The 16,746-nt window shown below is 71.2% G+C and carries 21 protein-coding genes; 16 read left to right on the plus strand and 5 right to left on the minus strand.

Annotated features, from left to right (window positions below; all coding sequences use genetic code 11):
• Positions 1–29: 29 nt before the first annotated feature.
• Positions 30–746 carry a transcriptional repressor LexA gene (gene lexA / locus MWM45_RS06095; protein ID WP_043447556.1) on the minus strand — a complete coding sequence of 239 codons (717 nt, stop codon included), beginning with the start codon at positions 744–746 and terminating at the stop codon, positions 30–32.
• A 380-nt stretch (positions 747–1,126) separates the two neighbouring features.
• Between lexA and MWM45_RS06100 the strand changes: the two genes are divergently transcribed.
• The 9 genes from MWM45_RS06100 (at position 1,127) to MWM45_RS06140 (ending at position 8,197) form a co-directional block, all read left to right on the plus strand.
• Positions 1,127–1,648 (plus strand): LysM peptidoglycan-binding domain-containing protein, encoded by a 522-nt coding sequence (locus tag MWM45_RS06100; RefSeq protein WP_247828675.1) that lies wholly within the window; start codon positions 1,127–1,129, stop codon positions 1,646–1,648.
• 105 nt (positions 1,649–1,753) lie between these two features.
• Positions 1,754–2,848, plus strand: coding sequence for a histidinol-phosphate transaminase (locus MWM45_RS06105; RefSeq protein WP_247828676.1), 1,095 nt, complete (start codon positions 1,754–1,756; stop codon positions 2,846–2,848).
• Between the two features lie 107 nt (positions 2,849–2,955).
• Positions 2,956–3,645: a DUF2461 family protein gene (locus MWM45_RS06110; protein ID WP_247828677.1), complete on the plus strand. Its 690-nt coding sequence runs from the start codon at positions 2,956–2,958 to the stop codon at positions 3,643–3,645.
• A 118-nt stretch (positions 3,646–3,763) separates the two neighbouring features.
• On the plus strand, positions 3,764–4,381 hold the full coding sequence (hisB, locus tag MWM45_RS06115) for an imidazoleglycerol-phosphate dehydratase HisB (RefSeq protein WP_247828678.1): 618 nt from the start codon (positions 3,764–3,766) through the stop codon (positions 4,379–4,381).
• Entirely contained in the window at positions 4,378–5,016 is a 639-nt protein-coding gene (gene hisH / locus MWM45_RS06120) for an imidazole glycerol phosphate synthase subunit HisH (protein ID WP_043447561.1), read from the plus strand. Before hisB ends, hisH begins: the two co-directional genes overlap by 4 nt.
• A gap of 15 nt (positions 5,017–5,031) precedes the next feature.
• Entirely contained in the window at positions 5,032–5,190 is a 159-nt protein-coding gene (locus tag MWM45_RS06125) for a hypothetical protein (protein ID WP_167398985.1), read from the plus strand.
• A gap of 71 nt (positions 5,191–5,261) precedes the next feature.
• The gene (gene priA / locus MWM45_RS06130) at positions 5,262–6,020 is read left to right on the plus strand and encodes a bifunctional 1-(5-phosphoribosyl)-5-((5-phosphoribosylamino)methylideneamino)imidazole-4-carboxamide isomerase/phosphoribosylanthranilate isomerase PriA (RefSeq protein ID WP_247828679.1); all 759 of its coding nucleotides are present in this window, start codon (positions 5,262–5,264) and stop codon (positions 6,018–6,020) included.
• Positions 6,017–6,871, plus strand: a complete 855-nt coding sequence (locus tag MWM45_RS06135; RefSeq protein ID WP_247828680.1) for an SseB family protein — start codon at positions 6,017–6,019, stop codon at positions 6,869–6,871. Before priA ends, MWM45_RS06135 begins: the two co-directional genes overlap by 4 nt.
• A gap of 27 nt (positions 6,872–6,898) precedes the next feature.
• Entirely contained in the window at positions 6,899–8,197 is a 1,299-nt protein-coding gene (locus MWM45_RS06140; protein WP_247828681.1) for an MFS transporter, read from the plus strand.
• A gap of 100 nt (positions 8,198–8,297) precedes the next feature.
• Here the strand turns inward: MWM45_RS06140 and MWM45_RS06145 are convergent, their stop codons facing one another.
• Positions 8,298–8,750, minus strand: coding sequence for a DUF1844 domain-containing protein (locus MWM45_RS06145; RefSeq protein ID WP_247828682.1), 453 nt, complete (start codon positions 8,748–8,750; stop codon positions 8,298–8,300).
• Positions 8,751–9,084: 334 nt separating this feature from the next.
• Between MWM45_RS06145 and infC the strand changes: the two genes are divergently transcribed.
• From infC to MWM45_RS06165, 4 genes are all read left to right on the plus strand, one after another.
• The gene (infC, locus tag MWM45_RS17680) at positions 9,085–10,173 is read left to right on the plus strand and encodes a translation initiation factor IF-3 (protein WP_272496061.1); all 1,089 of its coding nucleotides are present in this window, start codon (positions 9,085–9,087) and stop codon (positions 10,171–10,173) included.
• A 103-nt stretch (positions 10,174–10,276) separates the two neighbouring features.
• On the plus strand, positions 10,277–10,471 hold the full coding sequence (rpmI, locus tag MWM45_RS06155) for a 50S ribosomal protein L35 (protein WP_043447572.1): 195 nt from the start codon (positions 10,277–10,279) through the stop codon (positions 10,469–10,471).
• A 95-nt stretch (positions 10,472–10,566) separates the two neighbouring features.
• Positions 10,567–10,956, plus strand: coding sequence for a 50S ribosomal protein L20 (gene rplT, locus MWM45_RS06160; protein ID WP_043447574.1), 390 nt, complete (start codon positions 10,567–10,569; stop codon positions 10,954–10,956).
• Positions 10,957–11,001: 45 nt separating this feature from the next.
• Positions 11,002–11,949: a TrmH family RNA methyltransferase gene (locus tag MWM45_RS06165; protein WP_247828683.1), complete on the plus strand. Its 948-nt coding sequence runs from the start codon at positions 11,002–11,004 to the stop codon at positions 11,947–11,949.
• Here MWM45_RS06165 and MWM45_RS06170 read toward each other — a convergent pair.
• Complete coding sequence (locus MWM45_RS06170; protein WP_247828684.1) at positions 11,923–13,194, minus strand: MFS transporter; 1,272 nt, start codon at positions 13,192–13,194, stop codon at positions 11,923–11,925. The two genes, MWM45_RS06165 and MWM45_RS06170, sit on opposite strands and share 27 nt — an antisense overlap.
• A 244-nt stretch (positions 13,195–13,438) precedes the next feature.
• On the opposite strand from MWM45_RS06170, the gene MWM45_RS06175 reads away from it, so the two are divergent.
• Both MWM45_RS06175 and MWM45_RS06180 read left to right on the plus strand, forming a co-directional pair.
• Entirely contained in the window at positions 13,439–13,684 is a 246-nt protein-coding gene (locus MWM45_RS06175) for a hypothetical protein (RefSeq protein WP_247828685.1), read from the plus strand.
• Positions 13,685–13,787: 103 nt separating this feature from the next.
• On the plus strand, positions 13,788–14,240 hold the full coding sequence (locus MWM45_RS06180; protein WP_247829156.1) for a (deoxy)nucleoside triphosphate pyrophosphohydrolase: 453 nt from the start codon (positions 13,788–13,790) through the stop codon (positions 14,238–14,240).
• Positions 14,241–14,280: 40 nt separating this feature from the next.
• Here the strand turns inward: MWM45_RS06180 and MWM45_RS06185 are convergent, their stop codons facing one another.
• Complete coding sequence (locus MWM45_RS06185; protein WP_247828686.1) at positions 14,281–15,339, minus strand: Rv2578c family radical SAM protein; 1,059 nt, start codon at positions 15,337–15,339, stop codon at positions 14,281–14,283.
• Between the two features lie 67 nt (positions 15,340–15,406).
• Here MWM45_RS06185 and pcp point away from each other — a divergent pair, with 67 nt between their 5' ends.
• A complete protein-coding gene (pcp, locus tag MWM45_RS06190) occupies positions 15,407–16,045 on the plus strand; it encodes a pyroglutamyl-peptidase I (RefSeq protein WP_247828687.1) in 639 nt (212 codons plus the stop codon).
• A 6-nt stretch (positions 16,046–16,051) separates the two neighbouring features.
• Here the strand turns inward: pcp and MWM45_RS06195 are convergent, their stop codons facing one another.
• Entirely contained in the window at positions 16,052–16,534 is a 483-nt protein-coding gene (locus MWM45_RS06195; RefSeq protein WP_247828688.1) for an eCIS core domain-containing protein, read from the minus strand.
• Positions 16,535–16,746: the final 212 nt, after the last annotated feature.

Genomic DNA, 16,746 nt, shown 5'->3' on the forward strand with positions numbered 1-16,746 from the left:
GGCCGCAGCACACCGGCTGCGGCGCGTGGCTACAGCGCGCGCATCACCGAGACGACCTTGCCCATGATGCTGGCGTGGTCGCCGAGGATGGGCTCGTAGCGCGTGTTCTGCGGCAGCAGCCACGTATGGCCGTCCCGCTGCCGGAAGGTCTTCACGGTGGCCTCCTCGTCGAGCAGTGCCGCCACGATGTCGCCGTTCTGGGCGCTCTGCTGCCGGCGGACCACCACCCAGTCGCCGTCACAGATGGCGGCATCCACCATGGAGTCCCCCGAGACCCTGAGCATGAAGAGATCCCCGTGGCCGACGAGCTGGCGGGGCAGGGGCATGACGTCCTCGACGACCTGGTCCGCGAGGATCGGTCCGCCGGCGGCGATGCGCCCCACGAGCGGTACCAGGGCGGTGTCGACGGCGATCCGGTGCTCGGCGGCGGGCTTCCCGTCCGCGGACGGACCGGTCTGGGCGCCCGAGGTGTCCGGAGCCAGGGTCAGGGGGAGCAGGACCTCCATGGCGCGGGGTCGCTTCGGATCCCTGCGCACGTAGCCGAGCCGCTCGAGCTGCGCCAGCTGGTGGGTCACGCTGGACAGGCTCGCGAGGCCCACGGTGTCGCCGATCTCCCGCATGGACGGGGGGTACCCCTTGTCGGCGATCGACCGCTGGATCGTCTCGAGGATGGTCAGCTGCCGGGCGGTCAGCCCCTTGGACACGGAGCGGCCGCGCGGCCTGCCCCGGCCCGCGGAGATGGGCACGGCGTCTGCCTGGACGTCGGCGGTGTTCGATTCCTGCCGGGCCGCCGCTGATGATTCCGCCACTGTTGCGCCTTTCGCCTGGGATCGCTGATCCCGCTGTCGCCGCCGGACCGCTTCCGTGGGCCGGAAGCCGTTTTGTCAGAGGCGGCTGGTTGTGTGAGATGCATCGACCCCGGGACCGCCCTCGGAGGGCAGCATCCGTCGACGATGTTGTGATCTCTTCACGCTAGGACAGACGGGATCACTTTTCAAACATATGTTCGACCGAGTCTCGACACGGGTCGATCGTAGATGCTAGAAATAGGCAGATGCGTATTAGAACGTTTGTTCGAACCGGGCGGTCTGCCCGGCCACGGCATTCGAAGGAAAGAGGAACGGCAATGGTTACACCCGTACTGCATGGCAGCTCGCTGTGGACGCCCGCTCGCCCCGAGAACCACCTCAGGCTCGTCTCCATGCTTGACCCGTCCTCGTCGACCATCGCCCCGATGCCCCCGACCTTCGCAGCCCCCTCCCGGCCTGACGGGACCCGTTCCTCCCCGGAGCCCGCTACCTCCATGCCGTCCCGTACCTCCACGCAGCGGAGTGCGGACCGTCCCCTGACGCTCACGCGGCGAGGGCGCCTGCTGCTGGTCGGCCTGCCGATCGCCCTGGGCGTCGCGGCCCTGATCCTCCTCGCGGCATTCCTGACCTCCCAGGCGCAGGCGGGGGAGTCGGCGCCGACCTCCACGGCCACCGTCGAGGTGAGTGTGGTCACCGGAGAGACCCTGTGGGATCTCGCCGTGCGCTACGCGCCGGAGCGCGATCCCCGGGACGTCGTCGCCGAGATCGTCGAGCTCAACGACCTGCCGACCTCCGTGGTGCAGGCAGGACAGAGCATCGCAGTACCCGCCGCGGACTGACCGGGACCCGCCGCGGACTGACCGTGACCCGCACCGAGTGACGGTCACCGGGACCGTGCGCCGGACCATTCGTCCGTGGAAGACGGCATCCCTTAAACTCGAAGAGTGCCCTCCTCCGTTGAAGCCCTAGCAAACCTCCCCCTGCGTGACGACCTCGTCGGGCTGCACCCGTACGGCGCTCCGCAGCTGGACGTCCCGATCCTGCTCAACGTCAACGAGAACACCTACGGCGTGCCGGAGGACGTCCACGCGGCCATCGTGGAGGCCGTCGCGGAAGCGACGCGGGGCCTCAATCGTTACCCGGACCGCGAATTCACCGAGCTGCGGAAGAATCTCGCCGACTATCTGGGGCACGGTCTGACGCCCGATCAGCTGTGGGCCGCCAACGGCTCCAACGAGGTGCTGCAGCAGGTCCTCCAGGCGTTCGGCGGACCCGGACGCACCGCCATCGGCTTCCCGCCCACCTACTCGATGTACCCGCTGCTCGCGAGCGGTACCGGGACGCGCTACGTCACCGCCGCCCGCGGTGCCGCCTACGCCATGACGCCGGAGGACACCGCCCGGGCGGTCCGCGCATCAGGGGCGAATATCGTCTTCCTCTGCTCGCCGAACAATCCCACCGGCACGGCGCTCGGCCTGGACGTCGTCGAGGCCGCCTACGAGGCCGGCGAGGACGCGCGTGCCATCATCATCGTTGATGAGGCCTACGGCGAATTCGCGCAGGAGGGGACCGAGAGCGCCCTGACCCTTCTGCCCGGACGCCCGCGGTTGCTCGTCTCCCGGACCATGAGCAAGGCCTTCGCCCTCGCCGGTGCCCGGATCGGCTACCTCGCGGCGGCGCCGGAGATCGCCGATGCGCTGCGGCTCGTCCGGTTGCCCTACCACCTCTCGGCCATCACCCAGGCGGCCGCGAACGCCGCCCTCACCCACGCGGACACGCTGCTGGCGAACGTCGAGGCGATCAAGCTGCAGCGGGACCGCATCGTGCGAGAGCTCGCGGGACTCGGGCTCACGCCGGCCCCGTCGGATGCGAACTTCGTCTTCTTCTCGGGCCTCGAGGACCCGCACCGTGTCTGGCAGGGCCTCCTGGAGGCAGGGGTCCTCATCCGTGATGTCGGCATCCCGGGATCCCTGCGCGTCACCGCGGGCACGGAGGAGGAGACGACGGCGTTCCTGACGGCGCTGGCGACGCTGCTCTGACGCTCGGGCCGCTGCTCCGACGCTCGGGTCGGGCACGGCCCGGGGTCCGCAGGGGCCATCCGCTGCGGGCGATGCGCCGCCCGGGTGCAGCGCCCATCATGTGTCGCATGGATCGTCCGATCTTCGAGGAGGCGCAGTCGTTCTTCGCGCGGATGGAGGCGGACAACACGCGCGAGTTCTGGGCTCGCCAGCGCAGGCTGTACGACGAAGGGATCCGGCCGGTCTTCACCGCGGTGTGTGTGGCCCTGACGTCGTTCTCCGGCTGGCGGATCTACCGCCCGCACAACGACCTCAGGTTCCGGCCGGACAGCCCGCCGTACAAGACCTTCATCGGGGCTGTCGCCGAGCGGCCCGACGGGGTGGGTGCGTTCATCCGCGTGAGCAGCATCGGCCTCCTGGTGGCCACCGGCCTGCCGTTCCCCGCCGCTGATCAGCTGGCCGGCTTCCGGGCCGCGGTGGCCGGCGACGTCTCGGGCCCGGAGCTGGTCGCCGCGATCGGTGCGGTCACCGGGCAGGGCATGATGATCCGTCCCGGACGGGCTCAACCGCTGACACGCGTCCCCCGGGGCTTCCCGGCCGATCATCCCAGGGCGGATCTGCTGCGGTGGAAGGGCATCGAGGTCAACCATCGCGTGCGCCGACCCGCATGGGTGGACGTGGCCTCCGCCTCGGCGGGCATCGACGAGCTCCTGTGCGAACCCGCCGCGCTGCACGAGTGGCTGGCCCGCTACGTGGGAGCATCCACCCTCACCGCGGAGCAGCGGTTCGGCCCGCGCCGCGGCACCGGGGCCCCGTGACCGGTGTGCCCGGCGGGAACACCTAGAATTGAAGGGCAGGACCGCCGGGAGGTTCGCGCCGCCCGCCCTGCTCCCACGTCGATCCGCGCCAGAATGACGCGCACAGAAGGAAGATGCTATGACAGTTGATGCCGCCCGCGGCCGTACGGCCCGTATCGAGCGCGTCACGAGCGAGTCCGATGTCCTCGTCGAAATCGACCTCGACGGTACCGGGGCGTCGTCGATCGACACCACGGTGCCGTTCTTCGACCACATGCTCACCGCCCTGTCGAAGCACTCCCTCATCGACATGACCATCAGGTCCTCCGGGGACACGCACATCGACGTCCACCACACGGTGGAGGACACGGCCATCGCGATCGGCGAGGCCCTGCGCATCGCCCTCGGCACGAAGGCCGGCATCCGGCGCTTCGGCGAGGCCACCGTCCCGCTCGACGAGGCACTCGCCAACGCCGTCGTCGACATCTCGGGGCGTCCGTTCCTCGTGCACGGCGGGGAGCCGGCGGGCCAGGAGTACCACCTCATCGGCGGGCACTTCACGGGTTCCCTGACGCGCCACGTGTTCGAGGCGCTCGCCCTGCACGCCCAGATCTGCCTGCACATCACCGTCATCGGCGGCCGCGACCCCCACCACATCGTCGAGGCCCAGTTCAAGGCCCTCGCCCGGGCGCTCCGCGCGGCGGTCGAACCGGACCCGCGGGTCGAGGGAATCCCCTCCACGAAGGGAGCGCTATGAGCGCGCGCACCGTCACCGTCCTCGACTACGGATCCGGCAACGTCCGGTCCGTGGTGCGTGCCCTCGAACACGTGGGTGCCGACGTCGTCCTCAGTGCCAAGCCCGACGACGTCCTGAACGCCGACGGCCTGCTCGTCCCCGGCGTCGGTGCTTTCGCCGCCGTCATGCAGGGCCTCAAGGACGTCGATGCCCTGCGGATGATCGGGCGCCGCGTCGCCGGCGGCCGCCCCGTACTGGGGATCTGCGTGGGCCTGCAGGTGCTCTTCGACGAGGGCGTGGAGCACGGCGTGCGCACGCCCGGCATGGGTGAGTGGCCCGGCACCGTCGAACGGCTCAAGGCCGACGTCGTGCCCCACATGGGCTGGAACACCGTGGAACCGCCGGAGGACACCGTCCTGTTCGAGGGCCTCGGCGACGAGCGGTTCTACTTCGTGCACTCCTACGGCGTGCAGGACTGGTCCTTCGACGTCACCCAGCCCGCCATGAAGCCGCCGCAGGTCACCTGGTCCGACCACGGCGGCCGGTTCATCGCCGCCGTCGAGAACGGTCCGCTCAGCGCCACCCAGTTCCACCCCGAGAAGTCCGGTGACGCGGGAGCCCAGCTCCTGCGCAACTGGATCGACGGCCTGCGCTGATCCGGTGGTGAACCGATGCTGAGCCTCGTGCTCATGGGGGTCGCCGGACTCCTCATCGGCGGCGCCTTCTCCCTGCGCGGACAGGAGTTCCCGCGCTGGGTGTGGATCGCCTTCCTCGCCCTCGCCGGTCTGGCGCTCCTGGCCGCCTACCTGTTCACGCTGCCCGGCGACTAGCCCGCCCCGCACTGCCACACCCCGCTCCTCCACCGCGGCCCCGCCGCCCGAACGAAAGCAGTCAGCCGACCATGAGCCCCCTCACCGAAACGCCCACCCTCGAGCTCCTCCCCGCCGTCGACGTCGCCGACGGCCAGGCCGTGCGCCTGGTGCAGGGCGAGGCCGGCAGCGAGACCAGCTACGGGGACCCGGTGGACGCGGCCCGCGCGTGGCAGGACGCCGGCGCCGAGTGGGTGCACCTCGTGGACCTCGACGCCGCCTTCGGCCGCGGGTCCAACAAGGACCTGCTCGAGCGTGTCGTCCAGCAGCTCGACATCAAGGTCGAGCTCTCCGGGGGCATCCGCGACGACGCGTCGCTGGAGGCGGCCCTGGAACTGGGAGCGACGCGCGTCAACCTGGGCACCGCGGCGCTCGAGAACCCCGAGTGGACGGAGCGGGTGATCGCCCGGTACGGGGACGCCGTCGCCGTCGGGCTCGATGTCCGCGGGACCACGCTCGCGGCGCGCGGCTGGACCCAGGAGGGCGGCGACCTGTGGGAGGTCCTGCAGCGCCTCGAGGACGCCGGCTGCGCGCGCTACGTCGTGACCGACGTGACGAAGGACGGCACGCTCAAGGGGCCGAACCTGGCCCTCCTGCGGGAGGTCCTCGCGAAGACCACACGTCCCGTCGTCGCCTCGGGCGGGATCTCCAGCCTCGACGACATCGTTGCCCTCCGCGACCTCGTGCCCCTCGGGCTCGAGGGCGCGATCGTCGGCAAGGCCCTCTACGCCGGGGCCTTCACCCTGCCGCAGGCCCTGGACGTGGCAGGGCTGCCCGCCTCGGACGCGTGAGCGGCCGGCAACTCCCCGCCCACATCGCCGCGGCCCTCGCGGGCAACACGGCGGACTCCGCCGGGCAGCCGTGGGCGGGCCGCGACCTGTCCGGTCCGGAGAACCCGCTGCACGCCTTCGACGACGACGACGGCGCGGCCGACGCGGGGCTCGCCGCGGCGCTGAGCGGGCTCCTGCGGCCCGCGGACAGTCCCGGCGACGCCGAGCGGGCCGTGTTCGGGGCGCTCACCACGGCCAGGGTGTTCATCCCGATCGTCGCCCGGCTCAGCGACCAGGCGGAGGCCGCCACCGGGCTGCACGCCGACAAGGAGGCCGAGATGGCGCTCGTCACGCTGACGGCGCCCGACGGCCGGAAGGCCCTGCCGGTCTTCTCCTCGACCGGGGCCCTGGGCCGGTGGCACCCGGACGCGCGGCCCGTCGCGGCGTACGCGTCACGTGCCGCCCTCGCAGCGGCCGCCGAGGACGCGCAGCTCATGGTGCTGGACCCCGGGGCCGATCTCACGTTCGTGCTCCGGCGTCCCGCCGTCTGGGCCCTGGCCCAGCAGGTCCCCTGGACGCCGTCGTACGAGGACCCGGCCCTGGCGTCGCTCGTCGAGGAAGCGGCCGGTCAGGAGGAGGACATCCTCGCGGTGGGCCTGCGGCCGGCGGGCGGAGTGCTGACGCGCACGACCGGCGGTAGCATTGCCTCCGGTGGGGGGCCGGGCCCCGAACTCCGGATGGATGTCCAGCTCCGCCCGGGCCTGTCCGCCGACGGGGTGCGCGACGCCGTCGCCTCCTTCCGTGGGAAGCTCCTGGGCCTCACCGGCTTCGTGGACCGCGTCGACTCGCTCGACATCAAACTCACCCGCTGACGGGGTCGTCGGCCAGAAAGACGAAAAGTGAACTTCGCCGTATACCGGGACCTGCTGCGCATCCGCTCCGTCCGGAGGCTGCTCCTCGTCGGGATGATCGCCCGCTTCCCGCACTCGGCCGCCGGGGTGCTGCTCACACTGCACGTCGTCCAGACCCTCGACCGCGGCTACGCGGAAGCGGGCGCCGTCGCCGCCGTCGTCACCATCGGTATCGCCGTCGGTGCGCCATGGCGCGGCCGGCGGATCGACAGCGCGGGACTGCGCCGCGCGCTCATCCCGTCCGTCGTCGCGGAAGCGGCCATCTGGTCGGTGGCGCCGCACCTGTCCTACCAGTGGCTGCTCGTCGCGGCACTCGTCGGCGGACTGTTCACCCTGCCCGCCTTCTCCGTGATCCGCCAGGCGCTCGGCGTCCTCGTGGACGGCGACCGGCGGCGCACGGCCTTCACGCTCGACGCCATCTCCACCGAGGTCATCTTCATGGCCGGGCCCGCGGTGGGTGTGGTCCTGGCCACCCAGGTGTCCACGGTGCTCGGGCTGACGCTGGTGGGGATCGCCACCGCCTCGGCCGGCCTCTTCCTCATGTGGTTCAACCCGCCCACGCGGTCCGACCAGCTGCCCGACGCCGTCACGGTCGCGGCCTCCGCGCCGGCCGGGATCAACGAGGCCGCAGCGGACCTCATCGGCGCCGGGAACGCCGACCCGCAGGAGCCGCGCTCGGCCTCGATGCTGCGCAGGGGAGTGCGGAGGGTGCTGCCCTGGATCACCGTGCCCCTGGTCATGGTGATGATCACCGCCGCCGGTGCCGGGCTCCTCCTCTCGGGATCCGAGGTGGGTATCGTCGCCGCGCTCGAGCAGACCGGGAACGAGAGCCAGCTCGGCCTCGTCTTCGTGGCATGGTGCGCCGCGTCGGTGGTCGGGGGCCTCGTCTACGGCGCCCTCCACCGGCCCATCCCCCCGTCGCTCCTCCTGCTGGGCATGGCACTGCTGACCCTCCCCATGGGCTTCGCCGAGACCACGCTGTCGCTGGCCCTGTTGTCGATCCCGGCCGGCCTGCTCTGCGCACCCGTCCTCTCGGCCGCCTCCGAGAAGGTCGCCGACCTCGTGGCGGAGGACCGGCGGGGCGAGGCGATGGGCTGGTACGGCTCAGCACTGACCTCCGGCGTCGCGCTCGGAGCGCCGGTCGCGGGGCTCCTCATCGATGCCGTCGGTCCGTGGGGCGGGTTCACCGCGGTGAGCGTCGTCGGGGCGCTCATCGGGGTCGCCGGGTTCCTGGCGCGTGACCTGGGCAGCCGGACGACGGCGGTGGCCGCCGGCGCCTCCCGCTAGGCAGGTCCGCCGGCGGTTGTGCACCATCCCGTCACACGCGAACGGCCCGCACCCTCCGGGGCGCGGGCCGTTCCGTTCCCGGCGGCGGGGGGCGGCGGGGTCAGTTGACGGGACCCGTGTACTTCTCGCCGGGGCCCTGGCCGGGCGCATCCGGGATGATCGAGGCCTCGCGGAACGCGAGCTGCAGGGACCGGAGTCCGTCACGCAACGGTCCTGCGTGCTGGGACCCGATCTCGGGGGCGGCCGCCGTCACGAAGCCGGCCAGCGCGGTGATCAGCTTCCTGGCCTCGTCGAGGTCCTTGAGCTGCTCGGCGTTCTCCTCGTGGCCGAGGCCGCACTTGACGGCGGCGGCGCTCATGAGGTGGACCGCCGAGGTCACGATGACTTCCACGGCTGCCACCTCGGAGATGTCACGCATCTGCTGCCGGACGCCCTGCTCGGCCTCGTCCGACGCGCTGTGGCCGTGGTCCTGCTCCTCGGAGAAGCTGCGGCGGGAGGTGGCAGCCGGTCCTTCGGAGGGGGAGTGCTGCGGGTTGTCGTGTGGCGTGTTCATACTGGTAAGCTTGGCATAGACCAACCGGTCGCTGTTAGCCGCTGTGCTCTTCGAGCAGGCTTCGGCGCCGGTCTGCAAGCGGAGTCCTCTCCCACCCGCGTTTGCCTGGTGCGACCTCAGGTCGCATTGCAGGTAGCCGGGTTCATGGTCGGTCCTGCCAACGATCGTGCAGGAAGCCCAGGCTTCCACCGATCGCCGACGACCGGTCAACGAGGCCTCCGATTGCGCATGCAATGGGAGGCCTTCTTTCGTCTGCAGGCGGTTTCAGCTCGAGAATTCACAGGAGTCACACATTAGCGAGCCAAGAATCAATGATCGTATCCGCGTTCCCGAGGTGCGGTTGGTCGGGCCTGCCGGCGAACAGGTAGGAATCGTCCGTATCGAGGACGCGCTCCGACTTGCCGCCGAGTCCGACCTGGATCTTGTCGAGGTAGCACCGCAGGCGAAGCCTCCGGTAGCCAAGCTCATGGATTTTGGTAAGTACAAGTACGAAGCGGCCGTCAAGGCCCGCGAGGCGCGGAAGAACCAGACCAACACGGTCCTGAAGGAGATCCGCTTCCGCCTCAAGATCGATACGCACGACTACGAGACCAAGCGCGGGCATGCCATGCGCTTCCTCGGCGCCGGCGACAAGGTCAAGGCCATGATCCAGTTCCGCGGACGTGAGCAGCAGCGGCCCGAGATGGGTATCCGCCTGCTGCAGAAGTTCGCGGACGACGTCGCCGAGGTCGGGGTCGTCGAGTCGACGCCGCGCATCGACGGACGCAACATGGTCATGGTGATCGGTCCCACGAAGAACAAGGCCGAGGCGAAGGCGGAGGCACGCCGGGAGACCCAGCGTGCCGAGGCGAAGGCTGCCAACGAGGTCGCGAAGTCGGGTGGCGAGCCCAAGCGGGTCGACACCTCCGGGCCCAGTGGTGCGCCGCTGACGCAGTCCCTTGCGGACCTGCTGCCCGAGGGCTATGAGATCAGGAGCGAGCCCGAGGCTCCGAAGGCTCCCGTCGAGGAAGCTCCTGCGCAGGAGACTTCGGCGGCACCGGTGGAGCAGGCACCCGAGGCTGCTCCGGCGGCCACCGAGGCTCCTGCAGCTGCCGAGGCCGCACCGGCCGCGCCCGTCCGACAGGCGGCACCGGCTCGCCAGGCCCCGGCCCGGACGTCGTCGGCCCCGCGGTCGACGTCGTCGAGGCCTGCGGCCGAGCGGCCCGCGCCGTCCCGTTCCTCCGCCCCCGCGGCGAAGACGGCGGAGACCGCCCCGGCATCCACGCCGGACGCGGCCCCTGCGCCGAAGCCGGCCGTGGCTGCCAAGCCCATGGCCATGCCGAAGCCGGGAGCGCCGAGGCCGCCCGCGACACCCAAGCCTGCTGGACGAACGGCTCCCACCAAGAGCCCGACCAGCCGCCCCAAGCCCGGAAGCACGGACTAGGGCTCCGGCCCTGTCCCACCGGGCTCGAACGAAACCAGCAGGCACCTCCGGGTGCCGAACTCCGGGTGCATCCGCCCCGGCTATCCAAAGGAGATCGGTTCCCATGCCGAAGATGAAGACCCACAGTGGTGCCAAGAAGCGCTTCAAGCTCACCGGTAGCGGCAAGCTCAAGCGCCAGCAGGCCAACCGCCGCCACTACCTCGAGCACAAGTCCTCGACCGTGACCCGCCGTCTCGCCGGCGACAAGATCGTCTCGAAGGCCGACACCAAGGTCATCAAGAAGATGCTGGGCGTCTAACCACCAATCCACCCCCTCCCGGGAAAGCGCGCGCACCCACGGTGCGGCGCTCACGGCTCCAGCCGTGACCGGAGAAGAACTGAAGGAGTACGCACGTGGCACGTGTGAAGAGGGCAGTCAATGCCCACAAGAAGCGTCGGGTCATCCTCGAACGCGCCAAGGGTTACCGCGGCCAGCGTTCGCGCCTGTACCGCAAGGCGAAGGAGCAGCTGCTCCACTCGTTCGTCTACAGCTACGGCGACCGTCGCAAGCGCAAGGGTGACTTCCGTCGCCTGTGGATCCAGCGCATCAACGCTGCGTCCCGCGCCAACGGCCTGACCTATAACCGCCTGATCCAGGGCCTCAAGGCCGCCGAGATCCAGGTCGACCGCCGTATGCTCGCGGACCTCGCCGTCACCGACGGTGCAGCCTTCGCGGCCCTCGTGCAGATCGCCAAGGACGCCCTGCCGGCGGACACCTCGGCGCCGCTCAAGGCCTCGGCCTAGGCGCATCGGCTGCTGCGGGCCTCCGAGCCCGCACACCGGACCACGATGACTGTGAACGGACGCCCCCAGGCGCCACTGATGACCAACACCCACGCAGACCGGGTGAAGGAGGTGGCACGTCTGGCCGGGCGTCCGTCGCGTTTAAGGCGGCGGGAGTTCCTGGCCGAAGGTCCCCAGGCGGTCCGGGAGGCACTGCGCCTGCACCTCACCCGCCACGAGGCAGGGCAGGACGGCGTCGTGGTCGACGTGTACGCGACGGCCGATGCGCTCGAGCGCCACGCCGACATCGCGGACCTCGCCGGGCAGGACGGCGCCCCGGCCGTGCGGCTCGTCACCGCCGACGTCCTCGCCGCCATGTCGTCCACCGTCACCCCGCAGGGCTTCGTCGCGGTGTGCCGGTTCGTCGACGTCCCGCTCGACGCCGTGCTCGCGGCCGCGCCGCGCCTCGTCGCGGTCCTCGTGGAGGTGCGCGACCCGGGCAATGCGGGCACCATCATCCGGGCCGCGGATTCAGCGGGAGCCGACGCCGTGATCCTGACCGGCGCGAGCGTGGATCCCTACAACCCGAAGACCGTGCGGTCCACCGTGGGCTCGCTCTTCCACCTGCCGCTCGTCCTCGGCGTCGAACTGGAGGGCCTCATGGACGGCCTGCGTCGTGCGGGTATCACCGTCCTCGCGGCCGACGGCTACGGCAGCACCAGCCTCGACGACCTGCAGGACGCTAGCGCGCAGCGAAGGTTCGCCACGCTGCGCACGCCGCAGGAGGGCGAGGAGGGAGCCCCGGCCGGTGCCGGCGACGCCGGCGCGGTGCGCCTCGAGGACGCCGGCGCCTGGCTGTTCGGCAACGAGGCGCAGGGTCTGCCGGCCGACGTCACCGCGGCGGCCGACGCGCGCGTGGCCGTGCCCATCTACGGCAGTGCGGAGTCCCTCAACGTCGGGACCGCCGCCACCGTCTGCCTGTACGCCTCAGCCCGCGCGCAGCGCCTCCGCTGACCCTGTCGGCCCGGCCGGTCCGGCGTCGCCGCTCGGGCGGTTGTCGGCGCGGCCGCGCCGGTCCATCCTGCCGCTGAGCAGGGCGACGCCGAGCCCCAGGACCGCGAGCACCGCGCCGACCAGGGCGGGTGCGGTGAAGCCCCATCCGGCCGTGATGACGGCGCCGCCCAGCGCCGCACCGAGCGCGTTCGCGGTGTTCAGCGACGAGTGGTTCATCGAGGACGCGAGCGACGGCGCTCCCGGCGAGACGTCCAGCAGGCGGGCCTGCAGTGGCGGGATGAGCGCTGATCCGCTCGTGCCGACCAGGAAGACGAAGAAGCAGGCGGTCCAGGGGTTGGTCGCCGCGAGGGGGAACACCAGCAGTACCGCCGCGATGGCCACCATGACGCCGTAGATGCTGCCCATGATGGACCTGTCCGCGAGGCGCCCGCCCAGGATGTTGCCGACCACCATGCCCACGCCGTAGAGGGCGACGACGAGGGGCAGCAGCGACGCGCTGAGGCCCGCCACCTCGGTCATGGTCGGCGAGATGTACGAGTAGACGGCGAAGAATCCGCCGAAGCCGACGATGCCGACGAGCAGGGTCATCCAGAGCTGTGGACGGCGCAGGGCCCCCAGCTCCTTGCGGATGCTCGCACCGGGCCGGACGGGGACATTCGGGACGAAGGCGCGGATCAGCACGAGCGTCGCCGTCCCGATCACCCCGACGAGCAGGAACATGGAGCGCCAGCCGTACTGCTGACCGAGCCAGGTCGCGAACGGGACACCCACCACGTTGGCGATGCTGAGTCCCAGCATCACCATGGCGATGGCGCGGCCCCGCCGTGCGGGATCCGCAAGGGACGCGGCGATGACGGCGGCGACGCCGAAGTAGGCCCCGTGCGGAAGACCCGAGAGGAACCGTGAGGCCAGCATCCAGCCGAACCCCGATGCGAAGTAGGAGGACAGGTTGGCGACCGTGATGAGGACCATGAGCGCCAGGGCGACGGCACGCTGCGGTTTCTTCGCTCCGAGGGTGGCGAGGATCGGCGCGCCCACCACGACACCGAGGGCGTAGGCCGAGATGACATGCCCACCCTGCGCGTAGTCGACGCCGAGATCCGCCCGCATCTCCTCCAGCAGGCCCATGATGGTGAACTCGGTGGTGCCGATCGCGAAGCCGCCCACCGCGAGCGCGCCGATGGCGAGCAGGAGTGGACGGCCGGTCAGGCGGTTCGACGTCGGCGGGGGAGCGGAGGCGGTCATGGAAGTCCTTGCGGCTGGATCTCGGGGGCGGGGATCGGCCGCCGGACCCTCCATGGACTACGGGGTGGACGGCGACACGGACGCCGTCGTCCCTTCCAGCCTAGGTGACGACACCGCGCCGCCCCGAAACGCAACCACGGAGACCGGCGGGACGGAATGTGTGGTGCGATCGTCGACGGGTTCATGGTGATGAAACGATCTGCAGGTCGAACGACGACTGAACCAGGACTGACAGGAGCGAATCGTGGGTTGGACACCGAACGCCGATCACGTGCCGCAGAGTGAGCACCTGCGGGCGGACATCAACCTGCCGCAGGAGCCTGACGGCGGAAGCGCAGCGGAGTTCTCCGAGGAGACCTGTACATCCACCGACCTCAATGCGGGTCAGCAGGTCCCCGGCCTGGGTCCGCACGGCGAGTATCGGCGCGGCGACGATCCCGAGCACCAGACGGAGCCGGGAGGCGGGCTCGCATCTGCCGAGGAGAGCTGAGCCGGGCGCCCTGTCTCCTGGGGCTCCGACAGCGGTCGCGGGGCATGCGTCCGGGCGCCCGCCGTCGTCCGCCCTGCGTCGTCGTCGATAGACTCGGCGGGTGATGCAACCACCCTCGGACCAGCTCCTCCAGATCGTCGGGGCGGCCGTCGTCGACTCCCTCGCGCAACCGACCCGCCTGCTCGTCGCCCGGCGGTCCGCGCCGCCGCAGTTCGCCGGGATGTGGGAATTCCCCGGCGGGAAGGTGGAGGCGGGGGAGGACTGCGAAGCCGCCCTGCTGCGCGAGCTCAAGGAGGAACTCGGCGTCACCGCACGGCTCGGCAGCGAGATCATCGGGCCCGGACCGCAGGGGTGGCCGCTCAACGAGCGGGCGGCCATGCGGGTCTGGTTGGCGGAGGTCACGGCCGGGGAGGCGATGCCGCTGCAGGACCACGACGACCTGCGCTGGCTGCCCCTGCACCCCGGTGGGGAGCTCGAGGCGCTGCCGTGGATCCCCGCCGACCGGCCCATCCTCGCTGCGCTGCACCTGGCCACAGCCCACCGCGCCGCCCTCTGACGCGCACGCTCCGTGAGGACTCCGCCCGGCGCCCGACGCTTCAGAACAGTGCGGCCTGCACCGGCTCCGGCGTAGGGGCGGTGGGCGGAACGGCCGCGGTCGGTCCTGGCTGTGCATCGGCCGACAGGTTGCGGAAGAAACCGGCGCCCGCCACGAGGCCGTGCTTCCCGCGGAAGATCCTGATCCTCCCGGAGAGCCAGTCCCGGTAGTCCTTCGACGCATAGCTCCCGCCACGATAGAGCTCCTCGTACCGCGGGACGAGCCGTGGGTGGTGCGCAGCGAGCCACTGCATGAACCACTCACGGGAGCCGGGCCGCAGGTGCAGGGGGCCGGCTGTCACGCCCGTGGCCCCGGCGCCGGCCAGGGCGCCGAACAGCTGGTCCAGCGATTCGTCGCCGTCGGTGAGCCAGGGAAGGATCGGCATGGCCATGACCCCGCACGGCAGGCCTGCCTCGCGGAGCCGGGAGACGAGCGCGAGCCGTGCCTTCGGCGCGGGCGTACCGGGTTCGATGGACTCGGCGAGGACCGGGTCCACCAGCGCCAGGGAGATGCCCATGCCCACGCCCACGGAGCGCGACGCCGCCTTCAGGAGGGGGATGTCGCGGGCGAGCAGTGTTCCCTTGGTCAGGATGGAGAAGGGGGTCCCCGAGTCCGCGAGGGCGGAGATGATGCCGGGCATGAGCCGGTACCGGCCCTCGGCCCGCTGGTAGGGGTCCGTGTTGGTGCCCAGGGCCACGTGCTCGCGGGACCAGGAGGGCCTGCCCAGTTCACGGGCAAGGACCTCGGCCGCATTGATCTTGACGACGAGCTGCGCGTCGAAGTCCAGGCCCGTGTCGAGGTTCAGATAGCTGTGGGTCTTCCGGGCGAAGCAGTACACGCAGGCGTGGGAGCAGCCGCGGAACGGGTTGATGGTCCAGGAGAACGGCATCGACGACGTGGGCGGGACCCTGTTGAGGACCGACTTCGCGGCGACCTCGTGGAAGGTGATACCGGCGAAATCGGGCGTCCGCACGGTCCTGACGAGCCCTGCGAGCGGCAGCAGCGCCGGGGCCGCCGGCGCCTCGTCGTCGTCCGTGATCTTCTGCCCTTCCCATCGCATGGACCTATTAGAACACGTGTACTAATTGTCCGTCACTCCCGATCCGCCGGGCGTCTAGGGTGGGAGCATGATCCTGCTGACAGGCTTCGAACCCTTCGGGGGAGAGTCCACCAATCCGTCCTGGCAGGCCGCACAGCGTGCGGCGGAGCTGCTGCGCGCGCAGGGCCGGGAGGCGGTTGCCGTCGAGGTACCGTGCGTCTTCGGGCGGAGCATCGAGGTGCTGGGGGGTGCCCTCGCGCGGTTCGAGCCCGAGATCGTCCTCTGCGTGGGGCAGGCCGGCGGGCGCGAGCGGATCTCGCTGGAGCGCGTGGCCATCAACGTCGACGACGCCCGCATCCCCGACAACGCCGGGTGCCGGCCCGTCGACGAACCCGTGGTCGCGGGCGGCCCCGCAGCATATTTCAGCACCCTGCCGATCAAGGCGTGCCGCGAGACCGTGGCCGGGCTGGGCATCCCGGTCGAGGTCTCCCAGACCGCCGGCACCTATGTGTGCAACCACCTCTTCTACGGGCTGATGGACCTGCTGGAGGGCCGGCAGGGGACCCGGGGCGGATTCGTCCACGTGCCCTTCTCCGCCGAGCAGGGAGCCGCCCACGGGCAGCCGGGCATCGCCGTCGACGCGATGGCCGCGGGCCTCGCAGCGATCGCGACGACGGCGGCGGACACCGCCGTCGACGCGCGGATCACCGCAGGTGCGGAGCACTGACCGGCGTCACCGGCTGCCGGATCGAGGACCGACCGAAGCGAGCGCGGCCCTGGCCGACGCCGCGAGCGTTGCCCCGAGCGGACGCGACGGCCGCTCCCGGTAGCCGCCGTCGGACAGTCCTGCCGCGCGTTCGAAGAGATTGCGCGACGCCGGGTCCCCGGTCCGCAGGAGCGAGTAGCCCGCCGCCACGAGGTACGCCGGGAGGAAGGGCAGGCCGAGGCACGCCGCGTACTGGCGGGCATGGCGCGCCTCGTGTTCGAGGAGCCGGAGGAACGCCGGCGGGGCGCTGCGGGGCGCGCTGCCGCGCAGCAGCACCACGCTGCCCACCGTGAAGGCACGGGCCTTCGGCCGGCGACGGCGGTAACCCTCCGCGAGCAGGATGCCGTACGGTCCGGGTGAGATGCGGCAGCCGGACAGGGCGGCGACCGCGAGGCCGCACGGCGTCGACAGGTTGATCCAGTTGAGGAACGGCACGAGCCTCCGGTTCATGCCGCCATCGTACGGCGATGCCGCACCACCCCGTCAGCGGCGTCGGTCGCCGGTCGCGCCGCCGCACCACACGGTGCCCGTCCGGCAGTTGTCACGGCGGTCGCCTAGACTTGGGACGCCGGTGCGCCCCGCTGCGTCCCGGCGTTTTCCTGTCCACGGCATGGCCCGCCCCAGCGAACGGCCCGCCGCACGTTTCGAGAGTGCAAGGTACG

The sequence above is a fragment of the Arthrobacter antioxidans genome, assembly GCF_023100725.1.
Classification (GTDB): domain Bacteria; phylum Actinomycetota; class Actinomycetes; order Actinomycetales; family Micrococcaceae; genus Arthrobacter_D; species Arthrobacter_D antioxidans.